The sequence below is a fragment of the Pseudomonadota bacterium genome (assembly GCA_039028155.1).
Classification (GTDB): Bacteria; Pseudomonadota; Alphaproteobacteria; order SP197; family SP197; genus JANQGO01.
In genome coordinates this window covers 1-25,815 of the sequence record JBCCIS010000025.1, presented here as the reverse complement: position 1 = coordinate 25,815, position 25,815 = coordinate 1, and the positions used below count along the sequence as shown (strand labels likewise).

The following is a 25,815-nucleotide window of genomic DNA, read 5'->3' as shown; positions in this document are numbered from 1 at the left end:
CGGGACACCCCATGACCCTCGCCGACGTCGCGTTGGACGACCGTTACGCCCTCGACAAGGGGCGCGTCTTGATGTCGGGCACCCATGCGCTGGTGCGCCTGCCCATGCTGCAGCATGCGCGCGATCGCGCGGCCGGGCTCAACACCGGGGCCTATGTCACGGGCTATCGCGGCTCGCCCTTGGGCGCGATCGACATGGCGTTGTGGCAGGCCGGGCGCTTTGCCGACGACGCCGGCATCCGGTTCAATCCCGGGGTCAACGAGGATCTGGCGGCGACGGCGGTCTGGGGGACGCAGCAGACGCATCTGTTCGACGACGCCACCGTCGACGGCGTCTTCGCCCTATTCTACGCCAAGGGGCCGGGCATCGACCGGTCGGGCGATGCGCTGAAGCACGGCAACACGGCGGGCACCTCGCCCCATGGCGGCGTCCTGGTGCTGGCCGGCGACGACCATACCTGCAAGTCCTCGACCTCGGCGCACCAAAGCGAGTTTGCGCTGGTCGACGCCATGATCCCGATCCTACACCCAGCGGGCGTCCAGGAGTTCCTGGATCTCGGCCTGCACGGCTGGGCGATGTCGCGGTTCTCAGGGCTCTGGACCGGCTTCATGCTGGTGTCGGAGACGGTCGACACGACGGCGACGGTCGAGATCGACCCCGCGCGGGTCCAGGTCACCCTGCCGCGTGATGTGGCCCTGCCGCCGGAAGGCGTCCACCTGCGCCTGCCCGACGACGCGCTCGCCAAGGAAGAACGCTTGCACCGCTATAAGCTCGACCTGGCGACCGCCTATGTGCGCGCCAACGGGCTCGACCAGAAGATCTTCGGGCGGGCCGACGCCCGGCTCGGCATCGTGACGACGGGGAAGTCCTATCTGGACGTCCGCCAGGCGCTCGACGAGATCGGGCTCACGCCGGGGCTCGCCGAGGAGATGGGCCTGGCGCTCTACAAGGTCGCCATGCCGTGGCCGCTGGAGCCCGACGGGATCGCGGCGTTTGCCGCCGGCCTCGACACGGTCCTGGTGGTCGAGGAGAAACGCGCGCTGATCGAACCGCAGATCCGCGACCAGCTCTATCACCTGCCCGACGGCAAACGCCCGCTCGTCATCGGCAAGAAGGACGAGGCGGGCGCCACCATCCTGCCGTCCTGGGACGAGCTGTCGCCGGCCATGATCGGCGATGTCATCGCCGGGCGGCTGGCGCGCTTCGGCATCGGCGGCGAACTCGCCGAACGCGCGGCGCGGCTCAACCAGAAACTCAGCGCCGGCCGGGGCGACGCCGCGCCGATTTCGCGCATCCCCTATTTCTGTTCGGGCTGCCCGCATTCGTCCTCGACCCGGGTGCCCGACGGCAGCCAGGCCTTTGCCGGCATCGGCTGCCACTATCTCGTCCAGTCCATGGACCGCGAGACCCTGACCTTCACCCAGATGGGCGCGGAGGGCGCCAACTGGAACGGGCTCTTCCCGTTCCGCGAAACCAACCACGTCTTCGTCAATATCGGCGACGGCACCTATGTGCATTCCGGCTCGCTCGCGATCCGCGCGGCGGTCTCGGCCGGCGTCAATGTCACCTACAAGATCCTCTATAACGACGCCGTCGCCATGACCGGCGGCCAGGCGCCCGAGGGCCACCCGACGGTGCCGCAGATCACGCATCAGCTTTATGGCGAGGGCGTCCGGCGCATCGCCGTCGTCACCGACGAGCCCGGCAAGTACCCGGCCGACGCCGGCTTCGCCAAGGGCGTTAGCGTGCACGACAGGAAGGAGCTCGACGCCGTGCAGCGCGGCCTGCGCGAGGTGAAGGGCGTCTCGGCGCTGATTTACGATCAGGTCTGCGCGACGGAGAAACGCCGGCGGCGCAAGCGCGGGCTGATGGCCGACCCGGACAAGCGCGTCTTCATCAACGAAGCGGTGTGCGAGGGCTGCGGCGATTGCGGCCTCACCTCCAACTGCCTATCGGTCCAGCCGGTCGAGACGGCGTTCGGCCGGAAGCGCCAGATCGACCAGTCCTCGTGCAACAAGGACTTCACCTGCGTCGACGGCTTCTGCCCCAGCTTCGTGACGGTCGAAGGCGCCGCCGTCCGTAAACCCGCCGCCGCCACCATCGACCCCGCGCTCTTCGAAAACCTGCCCGAGCCCGAGCTGCCGGACCTCGCGCGGCCGTGGTCGATCCTGATCGCCGGTGTCGGCGGCACCGGCGTTGTCACCATCGCGCAGGTGCTGGGCATGGCGGCCCACCTGGAAGGCAAAGGCGTCGCCGTGCTCGATCAGATCGGGCTGGCGCAGAAATACGGCGGCGTCACCAGCAACGTGCGCATCGCCGCCGAACCGGGCGGTCTCTTTGCCTCGAAGATCGGCGTCGGCGGCACGGACCTCCTGCTCGGCTGCGACCTCGTGCAGGCAGCCAGCGCCGATGTCATCGCGCGCTTAGGCGACGACCGCAGCAACGCCATCGTCAACAGCCACGAAACGCCGACCGGCGACTTCACCCGCCAGCCCGACGCCCCGCTCTACGGCGACCTCCTGCGCGCGCGCATCGAAAAAGCGTGCGGCGGCGACCACACCCGCTTCGACGATACGGCCGCGCTGGGCACCGCGCTCTTCGGCGACAGCATTGTCAGCAACATCATGCTGCTGGGGCTCGCCTATCAGATGGGTGTGGTGCCGCTGTCGGCCGAGGCGATCGAGCGCGCGGTGGCGCTCAACGGCACGGCGATCGATCTCAACATCGCCGCGTTCCGCACCGGACGTCTGTTGGGCCACGCGCCCGAGAAGGTCATGAAACTTGCCGAGGCCGCGCGCCCGGCGCTGCCCCACCGCCACGTGCCGGATACCTTGGACGAGCTGATGGCGCTCCATAAGCGCCACCTATCCGCCTATCAGAACGCCGCCTATGCGGAGCGCTATGCCGAACTCGTCCAGAAGGTCCGTGCCGCCGAGGCGAAGGCCCTGCCCGGCCACGACGATCTGACCCAGGCGGTCGCCAGCAGCTACGCCAAGTTGCTCGCCTATAAGGACGAGTATGAGGTCGCGCGGCTTTATGGCGACCGCGCTTTCGCGCGCCAACTCGCCCAGACGTTCGACGGCGACGCGAAGCTTCACGTCCATCTGGCGCCGCCGCTTCTGGCGCGCACGGACACGGCGACCGGCCGACCCGAAAAGCGCAAGTTCGGGCCGTGGATCCTGCCGGTCTTCGGCGTGCTGGCACGGATGAAGGGCCTGCGCGGCACCGCCCTCGACCCCTTCGGCCACAGCGCGGAGCGCAAGATGGAGCGCCGGCTTATCAGCGACTTCGAGGCCGACATCGCGCTGATCCTGGACCGGCTTGACGCCGGCAACCACGCGCTTGCCGCCGAACTTGCCGCCCTGCCCCTGACCATGCGCGGTTTCGGTCCAGTCAAGCAGGCCAATGTTGAAAAGGCGGAAGCGCGCCGGCCGGCCTTGCGCGACGCGCTCGCTCATGGTGGTGTTGCAGCAGCGGAAGCCGCGCAATAACACCAAAGCGGGAGGGGTTTTAGATGGCGGATGAAACGAACGGCGTCGCGTTGATCGTCGGCGCGGGCGCCGGTTTAGGTGGCGGCCTGGGCCGGCGGTTTGCCGCCGCCGACATGGGCGTGGCGTTGGCGTCGCGCAACGAGGATAACGCGACACGGCTGGCCGGCGAAGTCGCCAAGGTCGCCGGCAGCACCGTGCGCGGTTATGGCTGCGACGCGACCAATGCCGAGGATGTCACCGACCTCTTCGACAGCGTGACGAACGATCTCGGCGATCCCGATGTCGTCGTCTACAACGCCAGCGGTTTCCTGATGAAGTCGGTGTTGGAGATCGATCCCGACGAACTCGCCGAACAGTGGGAGGTCACCTGTCTGGGCGGGTTCCTGATCGGGCGCGAAGCCGCGCGCCGCATGGTCGAACGCGAGAACGGCGGCACGATCATCTTCACCGGCGCAACCGCCTGCTACAAAGGCTCAGCCAACTTTGCCGGCTTCGCCGTCGGCAAGTTCGGCCTGCGCGCGCTCGCCCAAAGCATGGCGCGGGAGTTGGGACCGCGTGGCGTGCACGTGGCGCTGGTCAACATCGACGGCGAGATCAACGGCCCGCACCACGCCCACGAGATCGAGGACCGCGGCGTCGATGCCTTCCTGGATACGGATGCGATCGCGGAGACGTACTACGCGCTTCACCGCCAGCATCCGACCGCGTGGACCCACGAACTGGATCTGAGGCCCGCGATCGAAAAATGGTGATCGTCGCGGTTCACTAATACTCCTCGCCGCGGGCGGCGGCTTCGGCGGCGCGGCGTTTCTCGCCTTCCTGGAACGTCGCCATCGCCTCCTCGGACGCTTTCTCCTGATACTTCGCCTTGTAGTCGCCATAGGGCATGCCATAGACGACCTCGCGCGCCTGGTCGTAATCAATTTCCACACCGCGCTCCTCGGCGGCGGCGCGGTACCACTTGGACAGACAGTTGCGGCAGAAATCGGCGAGGTTCATGAGCTCGATGTTCTGCACCTCCGGATGGCGCTGAAAATGATCGCGCAGGCGCCGGAACACGGCAGCCTCGATCTCGGTTTGTGTCTTCTCATCCATGGTCGTCTCCTCGGAAACTGGCGTTGTCATCCCAGCATGTAGGCACGGCCGCCGCGCGCCTCAAGCACAACCGGCAAGCGTTTCCACCCGCAGCTGGTCCACGACGGCATGGAACGCGCGGTCGGGATCGTCATAGCCGCCATTGGCGGCAAAACAGGCGAGTTGGCGGTCGGCGCTGGTGCCTTCGCGGGTGATCTGGCGCGCGCGTTCGATCTCGGCGATGCAGTCCAAGGCCTCCGCGTCCTCGCTGACCAACTCCGCCAGTTCGTCGACCAGGTCCGCCAACGGCACCAGGCTTCGCTTGCCGAAATCGACCAGCTTGGCCTCGGCACCATAACGTTGCGCCAGCCAGCGGTTCTCCTGGATCAGCATGTTCGAGTACTCGCGCCAGCGCTGGTTGGTGGCGCGTAGCCGGTAGAGCAGACTGACGATGCAGCGGAACAGCGCCGCGACCGCGATCGCGTCTTCAAGCAACGAACAGGTGTCGCAGATTCTCATTTCGACTGTCGGGTAGCGCGCGCTGGGGCGCAGGTCCCACCAGATCTTGGTGCCGTCCTGCACGAGGCCGGCACTAGTCATCTGGTCGATCATGCGCTGATACTCGCCCCAGCTTGGAATTGGATCGGGCAAACCGGTGCGCGGCAGACTATCGAACACGGCGAGGCGATAGACCTTCAGCCCCATGTCGCGGCCCTGCCAAAACGGCGACGACGCGGTCAGGCACAACAGGTGCGGCAGGAAATAGCGCGCCTGATTGATCACATCGACGCGGAAATCCTCGTCTTCGACCCCGATGTGCACATGCATGCCACAGATCAGCATGCGCTGTATCACGCCCTGCAGGTCATGCACCATGCCGTCATAGCGATCGACATGGGTGTGCACCTGGTTCTGCCAGTCGGCATAGGGGTGTGTCGACGCGGCGATCGGCGCCAGGCCGAAGCGCGCGGCGACATCGGCGACGCCGCCGCGCAGCCGCTTGAGGTCCTCGCGCACCTCCTCCATGGAGCCACAGACCTTGGTGCCGACTTCGATCTGCGCGCGCAAAAACTCATGGCTGACGCAATCGCCAAGTTCCGCCACGCAGGTCTCGAGCAGTTCCTCCGGCGGGTCGGTCGCCAGATCGCCGGTCTCGATGTCGATCAAGAGATACTCCTCTTCGACACCGATCGTCAGGCTAGGCGGTTGCGGGCTCATGGCGGCTATCCGTGGCGGCGGTAGAGATCCTGGTCTGCCAGTATAGGCTCGAAACCCTCGATCATGATCTCGGTCCAACGCGCCAGGCCCGCCTTGTCGCTGACCAGATCCTGGCGCAGCTCGATCTGCACGTTCGGCCGGCCCTGGCCGGCGGCATGCACCGGCAGGGAATAACCGTGGGGCGAGGCAGCCGTGTAGGGCTCGTTGTCGCCGACCACCAGATCGCCACGTGCGTGCAGGTAGTGCATCAAGGGCGCGGAGATACGGTCGTCGCGGTCCCACAGGATGCCGATATGCCACGGGCGGGGCGCGTGCCCCATCGCTGGTGTGAAGCTGTGCATCATGATTACCGGCGGCGTCGCCCCGCGCGCCTCGACCCCCTCGATCACCGCTGCCGCAGCCTGATGATAAGGCCAAAAGCAGGCCTCCGTCCTGAGCGCTCTCTCCGCCTCCGTGAGGCTCTGGTTACCGGGGATGTCGATGCCGTCGCTGACGGGCAGAATCGATTCGAAATCATCGAGCTGGCGGTTGCAGTCGATCACCAGCCGCGAGTAACCGGCCATCACTGCCGGCGCGTCAAAATGCGCGGACAGCCGGCGCGTAACTTCGGCCGCGCCGATATCCCAGCCAATATGGCCATCAAGCTGTTCCTGGCTGAGCCCAAGGTTATCGAGTGCCAAGGGCACACGATTGCTGGCATGGTCGCACAGGAAGACGACCGGCGCCTTTCCCCTGGGATTCAGGATCTCATAGGCTGGCGGGTCATCGGGGCCAAGTAGCGGATCGCCGGCTTCCCCGGCGTCGGTGAAACCGTCGCGAATAACTGTGCTCATGGGTGGCGACTATAGTCACAGGCCGCGCCGTGCCAAGGGGCTTCAGCCCCCATCTCCCTGCCACCTGCAGGCTTTTCCTTTGACCTCACCCACGCCTGTGGCAGCTTCGCGCGCCATGGACCTCGGCCAACCCCGCCAATTGCTGCTCGACCTCTTCCAGACCGCGGTCGACGCGGCCGATCCCGCTCATTGTCTGACCGGGCGGCTGCCCGACCCGCCGTCGGGCCGCACCATCGTCGTCGGCGCCGGCAAAGCGGCCGCCGCCATGGCGGCCGAAGTCGAACGCCAGTGGTCCGGCCCCCTGGAAGGCCTCGTCATCACCCCCTACGGCCACGGCATGGCGACGGAACGGATCGAGGTTGTCGAGGCGGCCCATCCCGTGCCCGATCAGGCCGGACAGGACGCCGCCGGACGCATCCTTGCGCTGGCTGCGGGTGCGGGCGAAAACGATCTCGTGCTGTGTCTGATTTCAGGCGGTGGTTCGTCGCTGATGGCTCTGCCGGCGCCGGGACTCAGCCTGGACGACAAACGTGAGGTCAATACGCAGCTTCTGAAATCCGGCGCAACGATCCATGAGATCAATTGCGTGCGCAAACATCTCTCGGCGATCAAGGGCGGACGTTTGGCCGCCGCCGCTTACCCGGCGCGCACGGTATCGCTGGCGATCTCGGACGTCACCGGCGACGACCCCTCCTCCATCGCGTCAGGCCCTACGGTCGGCGATCCCACCCGCTTCGATGACGCGCGCGCGATCCTGGCAAAGTACGGTATTGAACCGCCGGCCTCAGTCGTTCGCCAACTGGCGGACGCCGCTGACGAGACACCCAAGCCCGGCGATCCTCGCTTGGCAGAGAGCCACTACACGGTCATCGCAACACCACAGGATTCCTTGCAGGCTGCCGCGGAAAAAGCTCGTGCCGCCGGTCTCAATACTCTGATCCTGGGTGACACCATCGAGGGAGAGTCCCGCGACGTCGCGCTGGTTCATGCCGCGATCGTGCGCCAGATCGTGCAGCACGGCGAACCGGTCGCTCCGCCCTGCGTCATCCTCTCCGGCGGCGAGACCACGGTCACCATGCGCCACGATGGCGGTTCAGGCGGGCGCAACCGCGTGTTCGCCCTGGCGCTCGCCGCCGCGCTTCAAGGACTGGCCGGCGTCCATGGTCTGGCGGCCGATACGGACGGCATCGACGGTTCGCCCAATGGCGCCGGCGCTGTCTTCGGACCGGATACCTTGGCGCGCGCGGCGGAAGCCGGGCTCGATGCACGCCAAGCGCTCGATCATGACGACAGCGGCGGGTTCTTCGCCGCGCTTGACGACGCCATCGTCACAGGCCCGACACGTACCAACGTTAATGATTTCCGCGCCATTGTGGTCGCCATTGGCGATACGCCCAACACAACCTAGAATGGGGTTCTATGCGTCGTAATCGCCAAGCTAAAATCCTCGCCACCCTGGGCCCCGGCACCTCTAGCCGGGAAGCCATCGCCGCGCTGTTCGAGGCGGGCGCCGATGTCTTCCGACTCAACATGAGCCACGGCAAGCGGGAAAAACATAAAGAGAACTTCGATACGATCCGCGAGCTCGAAGGTGTCTATGGCCGGCCGATTGGTGTTTTGTTGGACCTGCAGGGACCCAAGTTGCGGATCGCGACCTTTGTTGATGACGCGATCGCCATCGAGACAGGCGACAAGATCCGCTTCGACCTCGATGAAACGCCCGGCGACAAGGCCCGTGTCGGCCTGCCGCACCCCGAAGTGTTTCAGGCGCTCAAACCCGGTACCGTCGTGCTGCTCGACGACGGACGTGTCAGCCTGAGGGTTATTGATTGCGGCTCCGACTATGCCAACGCCGAGGTCATCGCCGGCGACGAACTCTCCAACCATAAAGGCCTCAACCTGCCGGGTGTCCAATTGCCGATCGCCGCGCTGACCGAGAAGGACCGTGACGACCTGGCGTTCGGTCTCGACCTCGGCGTCGACTGGGTCGCGCTGTCGTTTGTGCAACGGCCCGAAGACATGGCCGAGGCGCGCGAGCTTGTCGCCGGCCGCGCGGCGGTCATGGCGAAGCTGGAAAAACCGTCGGCCATCGACAGGCTGGACGACATCATTGCACTCTCCGACGGCTTGATGGTGGCGCGCGGTGACTTGGGTGTCGAACTGCCGCCGGAGGAAGTGCCGGGCCTGCAAAAGCGCATCGTTCGGGCGTGCCGCGCGGCGGGCAAACCGGTCGTGGTGGCGACCCAGATGCTCGATTCCATGGTCGACGCACCGACGCCGACAAGGGCCGAAGCCTCAGACGTCGCGACCGCCGTCTATGACGGCGCCGACTGCCTGATGCTGTCGGCCGAAACCGCGGTTGGCGATTATCCGAGCGAGGCGGTCGCGATGATGGACCGCATCATGTCGACGGTTGAGAACGACCCGCTCTACGATCCCATGGCCGCCGATGCCGAAGCGACCAGCGCCGATGCCATATCGGCCGCCGCGCGCCAGGTCGTACACACCATCGGCGCGTCGGCGATCGTCGCCTATTCGGTCAGCGGTGCGACAACCTTGCGCGCCGCGCGCGTCCGTCCCGAGGTACCAATTGTCGGCATCACGCCAAAGATTACCTCGGCACGGCGGTTGACCATGACCTGGGGTGTTCACTCCGTACGCACGGAAGACGCCCGTGACTTCGTCGACATGGTGAACCGCGCCTGTTCGATTTCGAAGGACGCCGGCTTCGCGGAGGCCGGCGACCGTATTGTCATCACCGCCGGCGTTCCCTTCGGCACGCCGGGCGCCACGAATACGCTCAGGATCGCCTGGGTCGACTGAACCGGCGCGTTCAGCGCTCTTCAGATCGCTTTGCCGTGCAGTTTTTCTTCGAGCACGTCGACCTGGTCGCGTATCGACGGCATATGCGGGTTCTGATCCAGCGCCGCCTTGAACCACTCAAGCGCTTTCTCGTCTTCCTCGCGCGCCGTATAGATCAGGCCCAAACCGGATAGCGCCCCGAAGTGGCGCGGCTCCAGGTCCAGCACGGCCATGCAATCGGCGATCGATTCATCATAGGACCCGACCATGTAGTAAACCGTCGCGCGCTTGTTCCAGGCTTCAGCAAACTTGGGCGCGATGTCGATGACGTCGGAGAACATCTTGATCGCCAGATCCAGATCGCCGACCTGCATGGCGCGGGTGCCCTCGTACATCAGCCGATTGAGCTGATCGTCGTTGGCCTCGGTCCAGATCGACCAGATGTAGCTCTGAATGACTTGCGCCTCCGCCTGATCACCGGTCGCGTGCAAGCGGGTGAAGAGATCGTCGAGCCGGGGATCGTCCTGGGCCGCCATGCTCTGAACCGGTAGGATCAAGGCGCAGGCGGCAAGTGCTGCGAAGCAAAGGCGTCTAAAAGTCATGCGGCGAATCTAAGCTTGCGGCTTTCGTCTGCCAAGCAATGCGCCTACACAGCCGCGTGAAGTTTCGGATCATATTCCGTTCACATGACCTCATCACCCCACACCGCGAAAACGGCACATGCTCATGCCGCCTTCTCTTGGACGTGTCACCCATGGGACTCATGTCCCTCACCCGCGCCGGTTAGCACCATCGGAGTAGATATAGACTCATGAACCCGCCAAGCCGTCGCAAGTCCATGGTACCTTTAGGCGAATTTTCTTCGTCGTTCACAACCATGTGGAAAAGGAACCAGGACGATGTCACGGATCATGAAGTCCCATACCAAGCACCCGGCAGGACGGCTCTGTCGCGCTCTGCTCGTTACGATGGCGGCTGCGATGGTCTTTGCGCGGATCGATGGGCCAGCTGCCCAGTCCCCCGCCGATACCGACAAACTCGTTACCTGCATGGTCGAGAACACCACCGATTGGGATCGCGACCAGTTGTATCCCGTGTTCTTCGCCGATAAGCCAACCGAAGCCCAGACCAACACCGTGGGCCTGATCGTCATTCAGAAGATGCTCGACTGCGGCATGACGGCGCGCGATCTGCAGGGTGATCTCGACTACTTTGTCGAGGTCTCGGAACTCTACGGTATGCAGCTCGCATTTGAGTGGCTGAAGAGCGCCAACAAATAGGCGCGCTTATCCGGCATCTCTCGCGTCGTCGGCATAGTTATCAAAGAAGAAAGGCCGCTGTCCTGGGGACGGCGGCCTTTGCGCGTGTAGATCTTGCGGTTTCTGACGATCCGTTGCCGGTAGCGCCCCTTGGCCAAGGCCTTGGCGGCGGCATTCCGGCGGCTCGCCCGCTTTGTCGGACGTTTCATGTCGCACCTCCATCGATACGAGAGTTGAGCCGGAACGGCTTGGAGATAGAGATTTAGCGGGCGTCTGACAAGGCCGGCGGCTTCGGTCCGCCCTGGGCCCAGTCGAGCAGCTCGACGGGATGCACGACCGGTTTGTCGAGGCCGCCGGCGATCTGGACGATACAGCCGACATTGCCGGCGGCGACGACCTGGGCGCCGGTTTGACGGATGTTGCCGACCTTGCGCTCGCGCAGCCGCGCCGAGAGCTCCGGCTGAACGAGGTTGTAGGTCCCGGCCGAACCGCAGCAGATATGGCCCTCCGGCACATCGCGCACCTCGAACCCCGCGCGCTTCAGAAGGTCGCCAGGCAGCGATGGGATCTGCTGACCGTGCTGCAGGGAGCACGCGCTGTGATAGGCGAGCACCGGCAGGCCCGACAGCCGTGTCGGCGGCAGATCGAGTTCGGCGAGGACCTCGCTGACGTCGCGCGCCTTCTCAGAAAACGCGGCGGCGCGATCGGCCCACTCGGGGTCGTCGCGCAACAAAAAGCCGTACTCCTTCAACTGTGTGCCGCAGCCCGACGCATTGGCGATGACGGCATCGACCGGTCCAGTGGCGTCCCACGCTTCGATGTTGCGCCGGGCCGCCGCCTGAGCATCGCCCTCGCGCCCCATGTGATGGACAAGCGCGCCACAGCACCCGGACTTACGCGCGACGATAACCTCGCAGCCAAGCCGGGTCAGCAAGCGGATCGTCGCCGCGTTGATCGCCGGCGTCAGGACCTGTTGCGCGCAACCAGACAACAGCACGACGCGTTTCCGGCGCTCGCCCTGGGCAGGATGAACCGCGGGCCGGTCATAGGCCGACGGCTCGGCCAGCCGGCGCGGCGCCATGGCCAACAGATGACGCACCTTTGGCGGCATGAGCGCGGCGAACGGGCGCGCCAACACCGCGCCGACAAGGGCGAGACGGAATCGTCCGGGATGGGGCAAGAGCCACGCGAGCAATCGGCGCAGTGCCTTTTCACTGACGGGGCGTTGATAGGTCTCCTGAATGTGCAGGCGCGCGTGGTCGACCAGGTGCATGTAGTTGACGCCCGACGGGCACGTCGTCATGCAGGAGAGACACGACAGGCAGCGGTCGACATGACGCACGGTCGATGCGTCGGCTGGACGGTCTTTCTCCAGCATGTCCTTGATCATGTAGATTCGGCCGCGCGGGCTATCGCGCTCGTCGCCCAGCAACAAATAGGTCGGGCAGGTCGCCAGGCAGAAACCGCAGTGCACGCACGTACGCAAGATGCGTTCGGCCTCCTTGACGTGCGGGTCGGCGAGCCTGACAAGATCGAAGCGTGTTTCCATCGCCCGTCAGACCCCCGGATACATGCGGCCGGGATTCAAGACCGCGCGCGGGTCGAACCCTTCCTTGATCCGCCGCGTCAAACGGAAACGCTCGGCTGGCTGTGGATGAAACACCGGGATCTCGGCCTTCAGCGCGTCCGGAGCGACCATCAGGGTCGCGTGGCCGCCCGCTTCGTTCGCCGCCGACCGGATCGCGAGTGCCATGTCGCGGTCGGCCGCACCCACCAGCCAGATCAAGCCACCGCCCCAATCGAGGAATCCGGACAAGCGCCCATCTCGCGTCATCGTATCAAACAGTGAGCCGCCGCCGGCCGGCGGCACCGAGAGGCGCCAAACCATGTCGCCGCCCAACAAGCGTGCGGCGTCGCGGATCTCGCGCCACAAGGTGCCGGAGTTCATGCCGTGCAGCTCCTCGATCGCACCGTGGTCCGCGACCATATCCTTGATTGCCGCCATACGCGTGGCCGTCGACGCGGGCGGTCCTTCAAGCCTTATGGCGGTCACCGATGCACCGGAGCCGGAGACGTAGGAAACGGATGAGCGCTGGGCATGTGCCGCCGGCAGGAAGGCTGCTGCGGATACATCGTGGGGACTGGAAAGGGTAGCGCCGAGAACATCGACAGCGGTCGGCGCATCAAGGCCAGCGACCAGAACCGTGCGTGTCTTCTCGGCCGCGGGCAGCACCTTGACGGAGATCTCGGTCAGAACCGCGAGCGTGCCGTAGGAACCAGCCAGAAGTTTCATCACGTCGTAGCCGGTGACGTTCTTGACGACGCGGCCACCGGCCTTGACCGCCTCGCCCCTGCCCGTTACCGCCTGGAGCCCCAGAAAGTTGTCGCGCGCGGCGCCGGCCTTAATGCGGCGCGGTCCCGACAGATTGGCCGCGATGACACCGCCCAGGGTCGCGTGTTCCGCGGGCGCGCCCAAGAGCGGGCCAAAATCCGGCGGCTCGAAGGAAAGCTGCTGGTTCTTCTGGCGCAGCATCGCTTCGATCTCGGCGATCGGGGTCTGCGCCGCGGCGGTCAGCACCAGTTCTTCGGGCTCGTAATCGGTTATGCCGGAAAGGCCCGTCAGATCGAGCACGCGCGGCGCGGCGATACCATGCCCGAGGCCGCGTTTCGTGCCGGCGCCGACCACTTCCATCGGTTCGCCTTCGGCCGCCGCCCAGGCGAGCGCGTCGGCGACGCCCTGTGCATCGCGCGGCCGGACGATCTCAGCCATCAGCAGACACGTTCATCAGAACCGCGGAAGATCGGGAAACGGCAGCTCGCCATGATGCACATGCATGCGGCCGAGCTCGGCGCAGCGGTGCAGGGTCGGGAAGACCTTGCCGGGGTTCAAGAGACCGTCGGGATCGAAGGCGCACTTCACCCGCTGCTGCTGCTTCAGGTCGGTTTCGTCGAACATGGTGCCCATCAGGTCGCGCTTCTCGACACCGATCCCGTGCTCGCCCGACAACACGCCACCAACCTCGACACACAAGGTCAGGATGGCCGCACCCAGTTCCTCGGCGCGCTCCAGGTCGCCCTCCTTGCCGGCGTCGTACATGATGAGGGGATGCAGGTTGCCGTCGCCGGCGTGAAAGACGTTGACGACACCCAGGCCGAACTCATCCGACAGCTGGCCCATGCGCTCCAAAACCTCGGCCAGGCGGCCGCGCGGGATCGTTCCGTCCATGCAGAAGTAGTCGGGCGACAGCTTGCCGACAGCGGGGAACGCCGACTTGCGGCCAAGCCAGAAGCGCTGGCGTTCGTCTTCCGAGGTGCTCTGACGGATCGTGGTGGCGTTGCAAGCCCTGGCGATCTCGCCGACGCGGGCCGTCAACTCGTCGACCTCCGCTGCCGGTCCGTCGAGTTCGCAGATAAGCAGTCCCTCGGCATCCAACGGATAGCCCGCCTTGCAGAAATCCTCAGTGGCTTGCACGCAGGCGCGATCCATCAGCTCGAGGCCCGCCGGAATAATGCCCGCCGCGATGATGTCTGCGACACAACGCCCGGCATCGGTCATCGCGCCGAAACCCAGCAGCAGCGCCGTCGCGGTCGGTGGCTTGGGCAGGATGCGCACGGTCACCTCGGTGATGACGCCCAACAGACCTTCCGATCCCGTCATGATGCCCAGCATGTCGTAGCCGTCGGCATCAAAGTGTTTGCCGCCTATGCGCACGACATCGCCATTCATCAAGACGACCTCGAGACCCAACAGGTTGTTGGTGGTGACGCCATACTTCAGGCAGTGCACGCCGCCGGAGTTCTCGGCCACATTGCCGCCGATAGAGCAGGCGATCTGGCTCGACGGGTCGGGCGCGTAGTAGAAACCAGCCGCGTCCACGGCCTGCGAGATCGCCAGATTGGTCACGCCCGGTTGTACGACCACCGCCCGGTTGGGATAGTCGATCTCAAGAATGCGATTGAACTTGCCGAGCGCCAGGATGATGCCGTCTTCGAGCGGCAGCGCGCCGCCGGAGAGACCGGTGCCGGAACCACGTGGCACAACCTTCACCTTGTGCTCGGCACAAAGTTTCAGGACCTCAGAGACTTCGTCCGTGGTTTCCGGCAACACGACGGCCAGCGGCAGGGTGCGATAGGCCGACAGGCCATCGCATTCGAAGGCGCGCAGGCCGGCTTCGTCGGCGACGACCTTTTCGCCGGGCAAGAGATTGGTGAGCGCCGCGACAAAGGTCGCGCGCCCGGCCAATACGTTCTGATCGGGTTCGGGCATCAACATCGTCTTGCCTACGTCATACGGTGGTCCAGGCGGCCTAGATTGCCTGCCCGAACTGTCACGTCAACGCATACGGATGCCAGAAACAGCAACGCCGGGCAGGGCCCGGCGCGAAAACTCCTCAATAAGCCGCCCGAAAGCGGCTCCTGATCAGCCCTGGCGGGCCTTGAAGCGGGGATTTTGCTTGTTGATGACGTAGACGCGGCCCTTGCGCCGGATCACCCGGCACTTCTGGTGGCGTGTCTTCATCGACTTGATCGAATTGACAACTTTCATGGTCTTTCCTCCAGCGCTGCCAGCGGGCGCGCCGCTTCGTTCCGAAATTCAAGGCGCGGACCATACTGATCCGGCTCCGCCGCGTCAACGGGCGGCGGGAGACGATTCACGAATAGGAAATCGCCAGGACCTCCAGGTCCAGATCCCCGGCCGGGCGCTTCCACGTGACGATATCACCGACGCCGGCGCCATCCAGCGCGCGCGCCAGCGGCGAGACCCAGCTGACCTTGCCGGCGTCGAAATCCGCCTCGTCCTCGCCGACGATAGAGTACGTGTGCTTTTTGCCATCCTCGCCGGCAACCTGCACAGCCGCGCCAAACGCGACCTTGTCAGCGGGTTGATCGGCGGGTTCGATCAACTCGGCATAGTAGAGCCGACCCTCGATATAGCGGAGATCCCGCTCGACGTGGGCGAGCTGGCTTTTTTCGACGATGTCCTCGGAACCTGCGAGTTTCTCGCGTTCCTTCTCAAGCTTGGCCTGACGCGCCTCCAGATCCTTCAAACCCTGGGGCGTGACGCGGTTGGGAATCGGCTCCTGCGGCAATTCCGGCAGATCGTCGGCGACCGCGTCGCCGTCCGGCTCCCTGACAAAGGCTCTGCTCATCGAACATCTCCCACAATCCGGCGCCAGAAAGCGCCGGTTTTTCAGGAACTTATCACAGTTAGCGCGGCCGCCGCCGCCCACGGCACCCGCGCAGTACCGATTATTATATGGCGTCGGTGCCGCCCGTGGCCAAGGGCCATTAGGGGCTCTCGTAGGTGGTGCGCTCCCGCCCAATTTTGGCGCAGAAAGGCTGACCTCTAGAGCGGATCGCGTCCATACGGAACCGGTCTACGGTTCCATATGGACGCGTGAATTCGCTCTGCGTCTCATAGTTAGAGCGGATTCACCCACTTGGTTTGGATCGCCAAGCGATTCAGCCCAAGTGGGATCTGCTCTAAGCGATTCGGCCCGCAGGTGGATCGCCGCGCAGGTGATCCTCGAGCGCCGTGAACATCAACCGGTAGTCCGCCCACGGATCTTCCGGCGCGCCGCCGGCAACATGGGGCGTCAGAATGACGTTGGCGCCGTCGCGCGCCAGGGTGACCAGCGGATTGCCAGCCTCGATCGGCTCAACCGCGAAGGTATCAATCGCCGCGCCCGCCAGATGCCCGCTCGCGATCACGTCCGCCAGCGCCGCCTCTTCAATGACGCCGCCACTGCCAGCGCTGACCAGATAGGCTCCCTGCTTCATCGACGCCAGTCGGCGGCCATCCAGGAAGCCGACCGTCTGATCGTTATAGGGCAACAGACAAACGACGACGTCGCTTTCCGCCAACAAAGTCTCGTCGTCGCGATAGCCAATGTGCAGCTCCGCTTCGACGGCGTCAGGCAGCCGACGCCGCCGGGCGTAAAGCAGTGTCACATCCCACGGCAGCAATCGCGCCGCCAGCACCGCGCCAATCTCGCCCATGCCCAGGATGCCGATTGTCATGCCGTCGAGGGTTCGGTGGTCGCGCCGTTTCGACCAGTTGAAGGCGAACGTGTCTTCGTCGGTCCGGCGCCGCTCTGCCCAGTCATCGCCGGCCGCTTCGGCGATCGCCTGGACCGCCGGCAGGCGGTGCAGCAGGGCGAGGACTTGCAGCAACGTGAACTCCGCCACCGCGACAGTGCCTTCCTGAAAGCGCTGGCAGACGATCACCCCTCGCGCTTTCGCCGCCGCCAAATCGATATCGTGGGACAGGGAACCGAGCCGCAGGATGAGCTTCAGGTGTGGAGCGGCATCCAACAGCGCGCCGTCGATACGCCCTACCCGTTCACTCACCATATAGGTCGCGTCCACCAGTGCCGCTTTCAATTCGTCGTCCGAGGGCGAACGCAGCACGACGAGATCGACGCCTTCGGGCACGACCTTGGCCGTCTGTTCCTGGTGATAGGCGCTGCGCTCGGTCACCAGGAGAAGCCGCGGTTTCGCCATGCCCTAGAACCGGTCGGCGCGGAACGGTGTGAGATCAAGGCCGGGATCGCGGCCGGCGATCAGATCGGCGACGATCTGGCCGCTGCGCGCCGCCATAGTGAGCCCCAGGTGCTGGTGCCCAAAGTCGAACCAGACGTTGTTGAAACCCGACGCCGCGCCCAGCGCCGGCAGATAGTCCGGCATGGTCGGACGGCAGCCCATCCAGCGCGTCGTTTCCGTCGCCGCCGACGGGTCGAGGTCGCGAAAGACGGTGCGACCAAGCTGATAGACGTTGTCGGCGCGCGCCAGGTTTTCCGGCGCGTCGACGCTCGCCAGCTCGACCGTCCCGGCAAAGCGGATGCCGTCGTCCATCTGGTTGATGCCGCAATGACGCTCGCCGTGCAGCACCGGCCGCGTCAGACCGGTGTCGATGCCATGGAACACCGTGTGATAGCCGCGCTCGGTATCCAGCAAGACCTTCAGGCCCATCATCTTGGCGACCCGCGCCGACCAGGCGCCCGCGGCGACGACAAGCCGATTGACGGCGATGTCGTCCTGGTCGGTTTCCAACGCCGTCACCTTGCCGTTGCCGTGCTGCAGGCCGGTGACCTCGGCCTGAACGATCGTGCCGCCATTGGCGACAAAGTCGTCGGCCAGACCGCGCGTCAGCTTATAGGGGTTCACAGTGCTGTAGCTCTGCGGCAGATAGGTCGCGTGCTTCAGCTTCGGGGTCAGCACCGGCTCCATCTGACGCAGTTCGTCGGCGCCCAATTCCTCAAGTGTCGCGCCCATACTTGTCAGGATGCCGCGCACCTTGGCATCACCAGCAAAACCCTCATCGGTTTCATAGACCAACAGCATGCCGTTGCGCCGTATCAGCGACGTGACCGGACTGTTGGCCGCCAGCTCGTCATAGGCGGCGGTCGTACCATCCAACAGGTCATAGAGCGCACGGGCGCCAGCCATGCGGCGGTCATGGGGCGCCGCACGCATGAAGTGGAAGAGCCACGGCGCCAGACGCGGCAGGTAACGCCAGCGAATGATGAGCGGACTGCTGCTATCGAACAGCATGTGCGGGAGGTCGCGCAGGACACCGAACGATGGCAAGGGTATCGCCGAATCCGTTGTGCAGATCATGCCGGCGTTACCAAACGAGCATGACATGCCGGGCTCGACTCGGTCGACGATGGTGACTGTCAGCCCGTCGCGCTGCAGGAAGAGACCGGCGCAAACACCGACAATGCCGGCGCCGATGATGGTGACGTCCGAATTCTCGGTCATGCGCGGCTCACGTGAACCGGTGGTGTACGACCCTGCCACGACGACGCCTCTTCGATCTGCGCGGCGAGGGCGAACAACAGGCCATCGGCGTTTTTCGCTCCGCCAAGCTGACTGCCAAGCGGCAGCCTGTCCTCGTGCCAGATGGACGGGATGGCCAGTGCAGGCAGGCCAGTGATGTTGTGCATGGGACTGATCGCAAAGTATGGCATCTCGTCCTGCCAATAGGCCGGACCATAGGGTCGCTCGCGATCGGGGTTGGCATAACCGATTTCGAACGGCGCGCCGGTTACGGCGGGCATCAGCAGGATGTCGTAGTCGGCCATGAAACGATCCAGCGTGACCGTCATCGCCTCCATCTCCTTCAGGGCGTTGAAAAGGCGCTCCATGGTCATGTCGTTGCCGGCCTCGATGGCGGCCAGTGTCATGGCTTCCAGAACGTCCGGCCCGGGCTTGCGGCCCATCGAGCTTTCGAGGCCGCTTATCAGCGCGGCCACGCGCGACAAGAAGAGCTCGTAACCGATACGATGGGTTGTCAGAACGTCGATGTCGGGTACCGCTTCCTCGACATGATGGCCGAGCTCCTCACAAAGGCGCGCGGTCGCCTCGACCGCCGCGATGCACTCAGGTGCGGTGACCATGTCACCGGGCAGTTGCCGGCAAAGAGCGATGCGAAGACCCTGGGGCGGACGCTTCATCATCTCCAAATAGCCGGGATCGGGGCGGTTAACGGCGACATAATCACCGGGTCCGGGACCGGCCATGGCATCCAGCATGGCGGCGGAATCGCGCACCGAGCGCGACAGGACGAAATGCATGGAAAGCCACACGGTCGCGTCGCTGGCGTCAGGCCCCTTCGGCACCAAACCTCGCGACGGCTTGAGTCCGACCAGTCCCGTCCAACCGGCGGGAATGCGGATCGAACCGCCGGCATCGCTGCCATGGGCCATGGGCACGATGCCTGCCGCAATCGCCGCTGAGGCGCCGCCGCTCGACCCGCCCGACGAAACACTGAGGTCCCATGGGTTTCGGCTCGGGCCATGCAGAAGCGGCTCGGTGGTGCCGCTCAGGCCGAACTCCGGCGTGTTGGTGCGTCCGACCGCGACGACGCCGCTGGCACGAAATCGGCGCGCCAGTTCGCTTTCACGCGGCGTCACAAATCCCTCGCCCATGCGACTACCCATGTCGCAGGCAACGCCCTGATACCCGTGACCAAGGTCCTTGAGCAGAAACGGGACACCGTGAAACGACGCCTCGGTCCCGGTTTCCGCGGCAGCCAACGCGCTCGGCACGTCGCCGATTACCGCGTTGATCTCGGGGTTGACCGCATCGATCGCCTGGCGGGCGAGGGCCTCCAGTTCCGCCGGCGTGATTTCGCCGCGGCGGACCAGATCGGCCAACCCCATGGCGTCATAGGACGCATACTCACCGAGATTCATGAAGGGCTTCCAAGGAGTAAGAGCAACACGAACACCACCATTGTCACATCACCAGCGACGTCTTGGGAAGGTATCGGTTCAGGTGTCTCTGGCGAGGCTCTTGCGCAGGAATTCCAACGCGCTGATGACCGCGTAGTTGCGCAGGCGGCGCCGGTCGCCGGGCAGCGCGACGGTCGTCGCCCAGCCGCCCGCAGACGAGGCGATCGCCGCGAACACGGTGCCGGGCGCGAAGTCGTCGTGATGGCTGGGCGTCACGGCGGCAAGGCCATAGGCCGCACCAAAATGCGCGCGGGCCTCCTCCGCCATGGCAATCGCATCATCCTCCTGCGCCACATGGTCCTGCACGCCCTTGGCAAGTGATCCGGCGAAGACCGCAAGTTTCGGGTCGACCGCTGTCATGCGGGTTGCCATCAAGCCGCCTGTCAGGCTTTCGTGAAGTGCGAGCGTTTCGCCGCGACGACGCAGCCTCTGCAGCACGACCGACTCCATCGTCTCGTCGTCTACCGCGAAGATAATGTCGCCCAGCGCCTCCCTGACTAACGCTTCCTCGGCTGACAAGACGGCATCGGCCGCGGCCTCGTCAGCCGCCTTGACAGTCAGCCGGACCTTGAGCCCTTCGATACCGCTTGCCTGAAAGGCGATGGTCGCGTGGCCAGTCTCGTCGAGCTTGTCGAGATGGGGCTCCAGCGTTTCGGCCAGACCGGATTCGCTCATGCCCCATGTCTTCAGAATGCGGCTGCGGATCACCGCGGTCTCGCCGCTGCGTCGTCTGAGGTCGGGCAGGATGGTGCCCTCCATCATCTCATGCATTTCATAGGGAACGCCCGGGACCGCGTAGATCACCTTGTCGCCCACCGGACAGACCAGGCCCGGGGCGGTGCCCGGCATCTCGGCGATCACGGACGCGCCTTCCGGCACATCAGCCTGGCGTTTGTTGTTGTCCGTCATCACCCGGCCACGCGCCTCGAACATCGCGCGGATCTTATCCACGATCGCCTCGTCACGCATGAGCGCGACACCCATGACGTCGGCGATGACGTCTCGGGTGATGTCGTCTTGCGTCGGGCCCAGGCCGCCGCAGCAAATGACCGCATCGGCGCGATCAAGCGCCTGGCGAAGGCAGAATGCGATACGCTCGGGATTGTCTCCGACCTTGACCTGGAAGTGGCAATCGATGCCGGCCAAAGCGAGTTGCTCGCCGATCCACGACGAGTTGCTGTCGACAATTTGGCCCAACAGCAGCTCAGTGCCGATGGCAACGACCTCACAACGCATAGAAGCTACCTCGCAGAACAGAAGAACGGAGATATACTGAACCATCGACCCGACGACGATGGAGACCCAGCATGGCAGGCAACCTGAACGTCGTAGCGCCGGACCTGGCCCACGATGCCATGGCCGAGGCGCTTCTGGAACACGGCTATATCGTTATCGAGGATCTGGCGCCGGACCTGACCACGCGCGCGCTTGCCGAGCTGGCCCCGCAGATCGAGGCCGCACCCTTCGGCAGCACCGAGTTTCTAGGCCTGCGCACCAAACGGCTCGGCAGCCTGTTTCGCCGTTCGAAGGCGGCGCAAGAGATGGTCATCCATCCGACAGTCATGGCGCTGTGCGACAGTCTGCTGCTGCCCCATTGCGCCCGCTATCAGCTTAACTTTTCGGGCGTCATGCACCTGGAACCGGGTGCCGAGGGGCAGACCCTGCACCGCGACGGCGTGCTCTATCCCCTGCTCCATCCACACCCGCCGATGGTCATGCCCGTCATGTGGGCGCTTTCCGACTTTACCGCGGAGAATGGCGGCACACAGATCGCGCCGGGCAGCCACATGTGGGAGCACGATCGCGTACCCTTCACCGACGAAGTAGTCAGCGCCGAAATGCCGGCCGGCTCGGCCCTGATCTACACCGGTGGCCTCTATCACGGTGGCGGTCCCAACAGGGGCAACAGCACGCGCACCGGCATGGCGCTGCAGTATTCCTTGGGCTGGTTGCGCCAGGAAGAAAACCAGTATCTCGCCAACCCGCCGGAGGTCGCGAGAGACTACCCGGAGCGACTGCAACGGCTGATCGGCTATGACTTCGGCGGCCCCTATTTGGGTTTTGTCGACGGTGACAATCCGCATCGGCTTCTGGAAGGCGATCGCGACGGCGTCGCCGAGCGCACCAACGCGGAACTCGACGCAGCGGCCGACAAAATCGAATGGCTTCGCTGGGGTGATATGGCGGCCGTTGCGACGCCCGATCGTGTTGGCGAGATGGCCGACGCCGCAACGAAGCGGCCCAACAACACCTAGATCCGCTCTGCTATGACGTTAGCCATGGTGGTTGCGGCAAGTCGTGGAAGAGCTCGCCGAGACCGGTGCTGTAGCCCTCCCGCAAGCTGATCAGATAGGCGTCGTCGGCCTCGATACGCCGATAGGTCTCAGGCATCAGCGTGTCCTTGCGATAGCACAGAAGATCGATCGGCGGCGCGACCGAGAGGTTGCTGCGGATCGTCGCGTCCATCGACAGCACGGCACACTTGCAGGCATCCACCAGATTGGTGTCGTGGCGGATCATGCGCACCAGGATCGGTTTGCCGTACTTCGTCTCACCGATCTGCAGAAACGGCGTATCGTCGCTCGCCTCGACAAAGTTTCCGGCGGCGTAGATCTCGAACAGCCGGTGGGACTCACCGGCGATCTGCCCGCCTAGAATGAAACTGGCGTTTGGGTCGCCATAGGGTTGGACATAGCTGGCGTCGCGCGCCAGAACCTTCCTCAGCGTGTCACCCACCAGTTGCGCGGCATCGAACAGCGTCTTGACCGACATCATGGTCGGTCCTTCGCAATCGTCACACTCCTGCTGCAGCATCGTCACGACGGCCTGTGTCGTCGCCAGATTGCCTGACGACATCAGACCGAGCACGCGGTCGCCTTCGCGATGGAAGAATGTCAGCTTGCGGGCAAGCGCAATCTGGTCAACGCCGGCATTGGTTCTGGAATCGGCCGCCAAAACCAGACCGTCATCAAGAAGGATGCCCACACAGTACGTCATAACGGCATTCTAGAGTAGTTCCTGCTTTGATGGCATCGCTTCGCGAGGGAGCCGAGGCATGTGAATCTGCTCTACTCATAGATGAAGAGCGGATTCACATGGTTAAGTGGAAGCGCGCGGCGCCCCCACTTAACCATGATCCGCTCTAACCGGGCTTTCGCTTGATACCGACTCCCTGGCCCGATTCCGGTGGGCGGCCCAGTTTCTCGTGGGCCGCGTGCACCGTTTCCATGTGCTGGCGCGTCGCGTCGGGGAATACAGCCGATCTGCGTTGTTCCATGTCGATCTGAATCTCGATTATCTCATAAAGCGCGGCCACGTAGTCATCGCGTGTCTGGTGCATGTGATGAAAGGTGACGAGTTTATTGTGGTCGCAGTCGACCAGTTGCGATGTCACCAGCAGGGGATCGCCCAGCATCACCTCACGGCGGAACCACGACGTCTCCTGCAACGCGAAGATCGTGTGGCCCCGCACCTTCAGCGCCTCCCTCGTCAAACCGAGATACTGATAGAACGCTGTCACGGCCTGGTCGAAAACATGGGTGTATGAACGGATCCCCATGTGCCCGTTGTGATCGACCCAGTCCGGTTGAACGGTGGCGCAGAACTCGGCGAAGGGTGCCGGTACACTCATACGAAATTCCTCAACAATGTCGGTGATGGATTAGACGCGCCGGTGACCATGCGCCAGATGGTGTGTCGACTGCAACCGGCTTCATGCATCGCCGAAAGGCGGCCGAAGGGATGGCTTAGCAGGCACCTAGTGGTCTTTCTGGTTTCGACAACACACGCACTTTGTTAGCCTTGTGTCACCACATGACACTTTCTCTCTCCTTGATGTCTTTCTTGGCTTCAAGGAGACCACGTTTGAAACCGAAAGCCCGCGAGCACACGAAGATGTCCATCATCCGTGTCGCGGTGTGTATGGGGAGGGCTGACATCAATGCACACGATCGTTGTCGGTGCGGGCATTGTTGGTTTGTCGGCGGCTTACGCGCTCCGCAAACGCCAGGTCGACGTGACACTGGTCGAACGCGGCGCGATCCCCTATCACCTGGCCTCCTCCAGCGATCATCATCGGCTCATCCGGTCTCTTTATGGCGAAGATGCAGGGTACTGCGCGCGCATGGGCGACGCGTATGCCGCATGGCATGCGATGTGGCGCGACCTGCGCCAGCCGTCCGAGCGCTACTTCGCGGATACGGGCACACTCGCCGTCTGCCGTGAGCCCGGCGACTATACGGATCTCTCCCGCGAGACCATGGAACGTTTGGGCTTGCCCTTTGAGCGGATCGACGACCCCGGCGAGATCGCCAAACGTTTTCCGTTTGTGGAAGTCGATGGCATTGCCTATGCCGTTATGTCTGACGGCGGCGCTCTCAGAGCAGATCGAGTCATGATCGATCTGGTTGAGTGGCTACGCGAAAACGGCACAGCGGTGCGCGAACACTCTCCCGTCGCCTCTGTCGATGTATTCGCTGGTCGCGTGACGCTCGCGTCAGGTGAAATCCTGGAAGCCGATAGGGTTCTCGTGTGCGCCGGTGTCGAGACCGCCAAACTGGTTCCAGACGTCTCTGTCCCTCTCGCGCCGGTGCGCAGCATCATCGCTTACGTCGAACCGCCGGCCGACATCCAACAGGCGTGGACCAACGCACCCTGCTGGGCCGACCTCGGCGGCGACACCATTCTGTGGGGCATGCCCGCCATCGAGGGCCTGCCCATGAAGCTCGGGAATGGCGCTCTGGGCTCGACAGACCCTGACGACAGTAACCGGACGGTAACCCCTGCCGAGGCGCAAGCCCTCCTGAACGGCTATGTCGGGCACTTCAAGGGTGCCGACCGGTTCCGCATCCTCTGGGCACAGGCGAACTACTGGACCCTCGCGCCCCGTTCGACGTTCTTTCTCGAACAGATCGATCGTGTCTTGGTTGTCTCGGCCTGTTCCGGTCATGGTTTCAAGTTCGGCGCGTTGACCGGCCAGGACATGGCCGATGCGATAACGGGGAAAGACTCCGTAGAGACCATCGCCGCGCGGCTCGCCGGCTAGATCATCGCGACGTGCCGGGGACGATCGCAAGACGGTGCCGCTGAACAAGGCGACTTAACGTCGGCTCTTAGTTTGTGTCGGTTGGCAAGTCACGAGCCCGAACCCGTTCGGCGAGCGCGTCGAGAACATCGGCGTATGACGGCTCGATCCACTCTGAGTCCCAGAACCAAAGCCACAGTCCGCGGTCCACTTCATGCTGGACGACCCTTGTGCCGCCGTCGACCGGCTCCAGAAGCCACTGATGGTCGAATGTCAGGAGACCCGGAACACCGCCTGTCTGCCGGATTTCCTTGTGCTCGATCAGCGTCTCGATGGTTGCCGCCATGTCGACACGCGAACCATCCGGAAAACGGACCGTGTTGGTGAGCGTCTCGCCCTCGGCATAGTCACCGGCAACAGCGACGAAGACGGGGTTCCAGTCCGGATATCGGCTGGTGTCCACCAAGACGGCCCAGATCGCGTCCGGCGGCGCCGCAATGACCTTTTCGACATGAAAGGTCTTTTCGGTAAACACCGCCACGGCCACGATGATGACAAGCAGGGCCGGCACGCCCCATTTCACGATAGACCAGCGCATCATCGCCTACACATGCTTGTCGAACCAGGACAGGATATCAGCGGGCTGCCTGCCGATGAAATCGTAGGCGGCAAAGCGGTTCTTTTCGATCTCCAGCCAGCGCATCTCTTTTTCCACGGTCAGTTCGTCAAAGTAGGCCTGGACCATGTCCAGGTTGGTCCATGGATCCTTCTTGTTCTGGACCAGCAGCGTCGGCACGACGATCTTTGCGGCGTCGGGAAGAAAGGACCTGTCTTTGAGATCGAAGCCGAGCCGGCTCGTCGTCAACTTCGCGCCGG

At 64.3% G+C, this 25,815-nt stretch carries 24 protein-coding genes; 7 read left to right on the top strand and 17 right to left on the bottom strand.

Features of this window, described 5'->3' with window-relative positions; genetic code table 11:
• Window positions 1-11 precede the first annotated feature (11 nt).
• Both AAF563_14290 and AAF563_14285 read left to right on the top strand, forming a co-directional pair.
• Window positions 12-3,491: an indolepyruvate ferredoxin oxidoreductase family protein gene (locus tag AAF563_14290; GenBank protein ID MEM7122450.1), complete on the top strand. Its 3,480-nt coding sequence runs from the start codon at window positions 12-14 to the stop codon at window positions 3,489-3,491.
• Window positions 3,492-3,514: 23 nt separating this feature from the next.
• On the top strand, window positions 3,515-4,243 hold the full coding sequence (locus tag AAF563_14285) for an SDR family NAD(P)-dependent oxidoreductase (protein MEM7122449.1): 729 nt from the start codon (window positions 3,515-3,517) through the stop codon (window positions 4,241-4,243).
• A 13-nt stretch (window positions 4,244-4,256) separates the two neighbouring features.
• Here AAF563_14285 and AAF563_14280 read toward each other — a convergent pair whose 3' ends face one another.
• The 3 genes from AAF563_14280 to AAF563_14270 are packed head-to-tail and all read right to left on the bottom strand — an operon-like array spanning window position 4,257 to window position 6,616.
• Entirely contained in the window at window positions 4,257-4,586 is a 330-nt protein-coding gene (locus AAF563_14280) for a DUF1244 domain-containing protein (protein ID MEM7122448.1), read from the bottom strand.
• A 60-nt stretch (window positions 4,587-4,646) separates the two neighbouring features.
• Window positions 4,647-5,783, bottom strand: coding sequence for a carboxylate-amine ligase (locus tag AAF563_14275; GenBank protein MEM7122447.1), 1,137 nt, complete (start codon window positions 5,781-5,783; stop codon window positions 4,647-4,649).
• 5 nt (window positions 5,784-5,788) lie between these two features.
• Window positions 5,789-6,616 (bottom strand): N-formylglutamate amidohydrolase, encoded by an 828-nt coding sequence (locus AAF563_14270; protein ID MEM7122446.1) that lies wholly within the window; start codon window positions 6,614-6,616, stop codon window positions 5,789-5,791.
• A gap of 115 nt (window positions 6,617-6,731) precedes the next feature.
• Here AAF563_14270 and AAF563_14265 point away from each other — a divergent pair, with 115 nt between their 5' ends.
• Together AAF563_14265 and pyk are read left to right on the top strand one after the other, a co-directional pair.
• Window positions 6,732-8,024, top strand: a complete 1,293-nt coding sequence (locus AAF563_14265; protein ID MEM7122445.1) for a glycerate kinase — start codon at window positions 6,732-6,734, stop codon at window positions 8,022-8,024.
• Window positions 8,025-8,035: 11 nt separating this feature from the next.
• A complete protein-coding gene (gene pyk, locus AAF563_14260; protein ID MEM7122444.1) occupies window positions 8,036-9,439 on the top strand; it encodes a pyruvate kinase in 1,404 nt (467 codons plus the stop codon).
• A 20-nt stretch (window positions 9,440-9,459) separates the two neighbouring features.
• Here the strand turns inward: pyk and AAF563_14255 are convergent, their stop codons facing one another.
• Window positions 9,460-10,020, bottom strand: a complete 561-nt coding sequence (locus AAF563_14255; GenBank protein MEM7122443.1) for a tetratricopeptide repeat protein — start codon at window positions 10,018-10,020, stop codon at window positions 9,460-9,462.
• A 378-nt stretch (window positions 10,021-10,398) separates the two neighbouring features.
• On the opposite strand from AAF563_14255, the gene AAF563_14250 reads away from it, so the two are divergent.
• Complete coding sequence (locus AAF563_14250; protein ID MEM7122442.1) at window positions 10,399-10,698, top strand: hypothetical protein; 300 nt, start codon at window positions 10,399-10,401, stop codon at window positions 10,696-10,698.
• Between the two features lie 241 nt (window positions 10,699-10,939).
• On the opposite strand, the gene glcF is transcribed toward AAF563_14250, so the two are convergent.
• The 9 genes from glcF to AAF563_14205 form a co-directional block, all read right to left on the bottom strand.
• The gene (glcF, locus tag AAF563_14245; GenBank protein MEM7122441.1) at window positions 10,940-12,226 is read right to left on the bottom strand and encodes a glycolate oxidase subunit GlcF; all 1,287 of its coding nucleotides are present in this window, start codon (window positions 12,224-12,226) and stop codon (window positions 10,940-10,942) included.
• A gap of 6 nt (window positions 12,227-12,232) precedes the next feature.
• Window positions 12,233-13,447, bottom strand: a complete 1,215-nt coding sequence (gene glcE / locus AAF563_14240; protein ID MEM7122440.1) for a glycolate oxidase subunit GlcE — start codon at window positions 13,445-13,447, stop codon at window positions 12,233-12,235.
• Window positions 13,448-13,462: 15 nt separating this feature from the next.
• A complete protein-coding gene (locus tag AAF563_14235) occupies window positions 13,463-14,950 on the bottom strand; it encodes an FAD-linked oxidase C-terminal domain-containing protein (GenBank protein MEM7122439.1) in 1,488 nt (495 codons plus the stop codon).
• A gap of 147 nt (window positions 14,951-15,097) precedes the next feature.
• Window positions 15,098-15,223, bottom strand: a complete 126-nt coding sequence (gene ykgO, locus AAF563_14230) for a type B 50S ribosomal protein L36 (protein ID MEM7122438.1) — start codon at window positions 15,221-15,223, stop codon at window positions 15,098-15,100.
• A gap of 106 nt (window positions 15,224-15,329) precedes the next feature.
• Window positions 15,330-15,827: a GreA/GreB family elongation factor gene (locus AAF563_14225; protein ID MEM7122437.1), complete on the bottom strand. Its 498-nt coding sequence runs from the start codon at window positions 15,825-15,827 to the stop codon at window positions 15,330-15,332.
• Window positions 15,828-16,161: 334 nt separating this feature from the next.
• On the bottom strand, window positions 16,162-17,181 hold the full coding sequence (locus AAF563_14220; GenBank protein MEM7122436.1) for an NAD(P)-dependent oxidoreductase: 1,020 nt from the start codon (window positions 17,179-17,181) through the stop codon (window positions 16,162-16,164).
• 3 nt (window positions 17,182-17,184) lie between these two features.
• A complete protein-coding gene (locus tag AAF563_14215; protein MEM7122435.1) occupies window positions 17,185-18,441 on the bottom strand; it encodes an FAD-dependent oxidoreductase in 1,257 nt (418 codons plus the stop codon).
• Window positions 18,438-19,877 (bottom strand): amidase, encoded by a 1,440-nt coding sequence (locus AAF563_14210; protein ID MEM7122434.1) that lies wholly within the window; start codon window positions 19,875-19,877, stop codon window positions 18,438-18,440. The genes AAF563_14215 and AAF563_14210 overlap by 4 nt, the downstream gene beginning before the upstream one ends.
• A 78-nt stretch (window positions 19,878-19,955) precedes the next feature.
• Window positions 19,956-21,152 carry a CinA family nicotinamide mononucleotide deamidase-related protein gene (locus tag AAF563_14205; protein MEM7122433.1) on the bottom strand — a complete coding sequence of 399 codons (1,197 nt, stop codon included), beginning with the start codon at window positions 21,150-21,152 and terminating at the stop codon, window positions 19,956-19,958.
• Window positions 21,153-21,223: 71 nt separating this feature from the next.
• Between AAF563_14205 and AAF563_14200 the strand changes: the two genes are divergently transcribed.
• Window positions 21,224-22,171 carry a phytanoyl-CoA dioxygenase family protein gene (locus AAF563_14200; protein MEM7122432.1) on the top strand — a complete coding sequence of 316 codons (948 nt, stop codon included), beginning with the start codon at window positions 21,224-21,226 and terminating at the stop codon, window positions 22,169-22,171.
• 10 nt (window positions 22,172-22,181) lie between these two features.
• On the opposite strand, the gene AAF563_14195 is transcribed toward AAF563_14200, so the two are convergent.
• Both AAF563_14195 and AAF563_14190 read right to left on the bottom strand, forming a co-directional pair.
• Window positions 22,182-22,913 (bottom strand): peptidase, encoded by a 732-nt coding sequence (locus tag AAF563_14195; GenBank protein MEM7122431.1) that lies wholly within the window; start codon window positions 22,911-22,913, stop codon window positions 22,182-22,184.
• 145 nt (window positions 22,914-23,058) lie between these two features.
• On the bottom strand, window positions 23,059-23,547 hold the full coding sequence (locus tag AAF563_14190) for a thioesterase family protein (protein ID MEM7122430.1): 489 nt from the start codon (window positions 23,545-23,547) through the stop codon (window positions 23,059-23,061).
• 309 nt (window positions 23,548-23,856) lie between these two features.
• Between AAF563_14190 and AAF563_14185 the strand changes: the two genes are divergently transcribed.
• Window positions 23,857-24,960 carry an FAD-dependent oxidoreductase gene (locus AAF563_14185; protein MEM7122429.1) on the top strand — a complete coding sequence of 368 codons (1,104 nt, stop codon included), beginning with the start codon at window positions 23,857-23,859 and terminating at the stop codon, window positions 24,958-24,960.
• A 67-nt stretch (window positions 24,961-25,027) separates the two neighbouring features.
• Here the strand turns inward: AAF563_14185 and AAF563_14180 are convergent, their stop codons facing one another.
• Together AAF563_14180 and AAF563_14175 are read right to left on the bottom strand one after the other, a co-directional pair.
• Complete coding sequence (locus AAF563_14180; GenBank protein MEM7122428.1) at window positions 25,028-25,510, bottom strand: SRPBCC domain-containing protein; 483 nt, start codon at window positions 25,508-25,510, stop codon at window positions 25,028-25,030.
• A gap of 33 nt (window positions 25,511-25,543) precedes the next feature.
• Window positions 25,544-25,815, bottom strand: a 272-nt coding sequence (locus tag AAF563_14175) for an alpha/beta hydrolase (GenBank protein ID MEM7122427.1), incomplete at its 5' end; no start/stop codon positions are given.

Excerpts from the sequence above, each read along its gene's own strand:
- AAF563_14220 (MEM7122436.1), bottom strand. The coding sequence starts at position 17,181 with ATGGCGAAACCGCGGCTTCTCCTGGTGACCGAGCGCAGCGCCTATCAC.
- AAF563_14190 (MEM7122430.1), bottom strand. The coding sequence starts at position 23,547 with ATGAGTGTACCGGCACCCTTCGCCGAGTTCTGCGCCACCGTTCAACCG.
- AAF563_14215 (MEM7122435.1), bottom strand. The coding sequence starts at position 18,441 with ATGACCGAGAATTCGGACGTCACCATCATCGGCGCCGGCATTGTCGGT.
- AAF563_14290 (MEM7122450.1), top strand. The coding sequence starts at position 12 with ATGACCCTCGCCGACGTCGCGTTGGACGACCGTTACGCCCTCGACAAG.
- glcE (MEM7122440.1), bottom strand. The coding sequence starts at position 13,447 with ATGGCTGAGATCGTCCGGCCGCGCGATGCACAGGGCGTCGCCGACGCG.
- AAF563_14195 (MEM7122431.1), bottom strand. The coding sequence starts at position 22,913 with ATGACGTACTGTGTGGGCATCCTTCTTGATGACGGTCTGGTTTTGGCG.
- AAF563_14270 (MEM7122446.1), bottom strand. The coding sequence starts at position 6,616 with ATGAGCACAGTTATTCGCGACGGTTTCACCGACGCCGGGGAAGCCGGC.
- AAF563_14225 (MEM7122437.1), bottom strand. The coding sequence starts at position 15,827 with ATGAGCAGAGCCTTTGTCAGGGAGCCGGACGGCGACGCGGTCGCCGAC.
- glcF (MEM7122441.1), bottom strand. The coding sequence starts at position 12,226 with ATGGAAACACGCTTCGATCTTGTCAGGCTCGCCGACCCGCACGTCAAG.
- AAF563_14210 (MEM7122434.1), bottom strand. The coding sequence starts at position 19,877 with ATGAATCTCGGTGAGTATGCGTCCTATGACGCCATGGGGTTGGCCGAT.
- AAF563_14185 (MEM7122429.1), top strand. The coding sequence starts at position 23,857 with ATGCACACGATCGTTGTCGGTGCGGGCATTGTTGGTTTGTCGGCGGCT.
- AAF563_14285 (MEM7122449.1), top strand. The coding sequence starts at position 3,515 with ATGGCGGATGAAACGAACGGCGTCGCGTTGATCGTCGGCGCGGGCGCC.
- AAF563_14235 (MEM7122439.1), bottom strand. The coding sequence starts at position 14,950 with ATGTTGATGCCCGAACCCGATCAGAACGTATTGGCCGGGCGCGCGACC.
- AAF563_14265 (MEM7122445.1), top strand. The coding sequence starts at position 6,732 with ATGGACCTCGGCCAACCCCGCCAATTGCTGCTCGACCTCTTCCAGACC.
- ykgO (MEM7122438.1), bottom strand. The coding sequence starts at position 15,223 with ATGAAAGTTGTCAATTCGATCAAGTCGATGAAGACACGCCACCAGAAG.
- pyk (MEM7122444.1), top strand. The coding sequence starts at position 8,036 with ATGCGTCGTAATCGCCAAGCTAAAATCCTCGCCACCCTGGGCCCCGGC.
- AAF563_14250 (MEM7122442.1), top strand. The coding sequence starts at position 10,399 with ATGGTCTTTGCGCGGATCGATGGGCCAGCTGCCCAGTCCCCCGCCGAT.
- AAF563_14200 (MEM7122432.1), top strand. The coding sequence starts at position 21,224 with ATGGCAGGCAACCTGAACGTCGTAGCGCCGGACCTGGCCCACGATGCC.
- AAF563_14205 (MEM7122433.1), bottom strand. The coding sequence starts at position 21,152 with ATGCGTTGTGAGGTCGTTGCCATCGGCACTGAGCTGCTGTTGGGCCAA.
- AAF563_14275 (MEM7122447.1), bottom strand. The coding sequence starts at position 5,783 with ATGAGCCCGCAACCGCCTAGCCTGACGATCGGTGTCGAAGAGGAGTAT.
- AAF563_14280 (MEM7122448.1), bottom strand. The coding sequence starts at position 4,586 with ATGGATGAGAAGACACAAACCGAGATCGAGGCTGCCGTGTTCCGGCGC.
- AAF563_14255 (MEM7122443.1), bottom strand. The coding sequence starts at position 10,020 with ATGACTTTTAGACGCCTTTGCTTCGCAGCACTTGCCGCCTGCGCCTTG.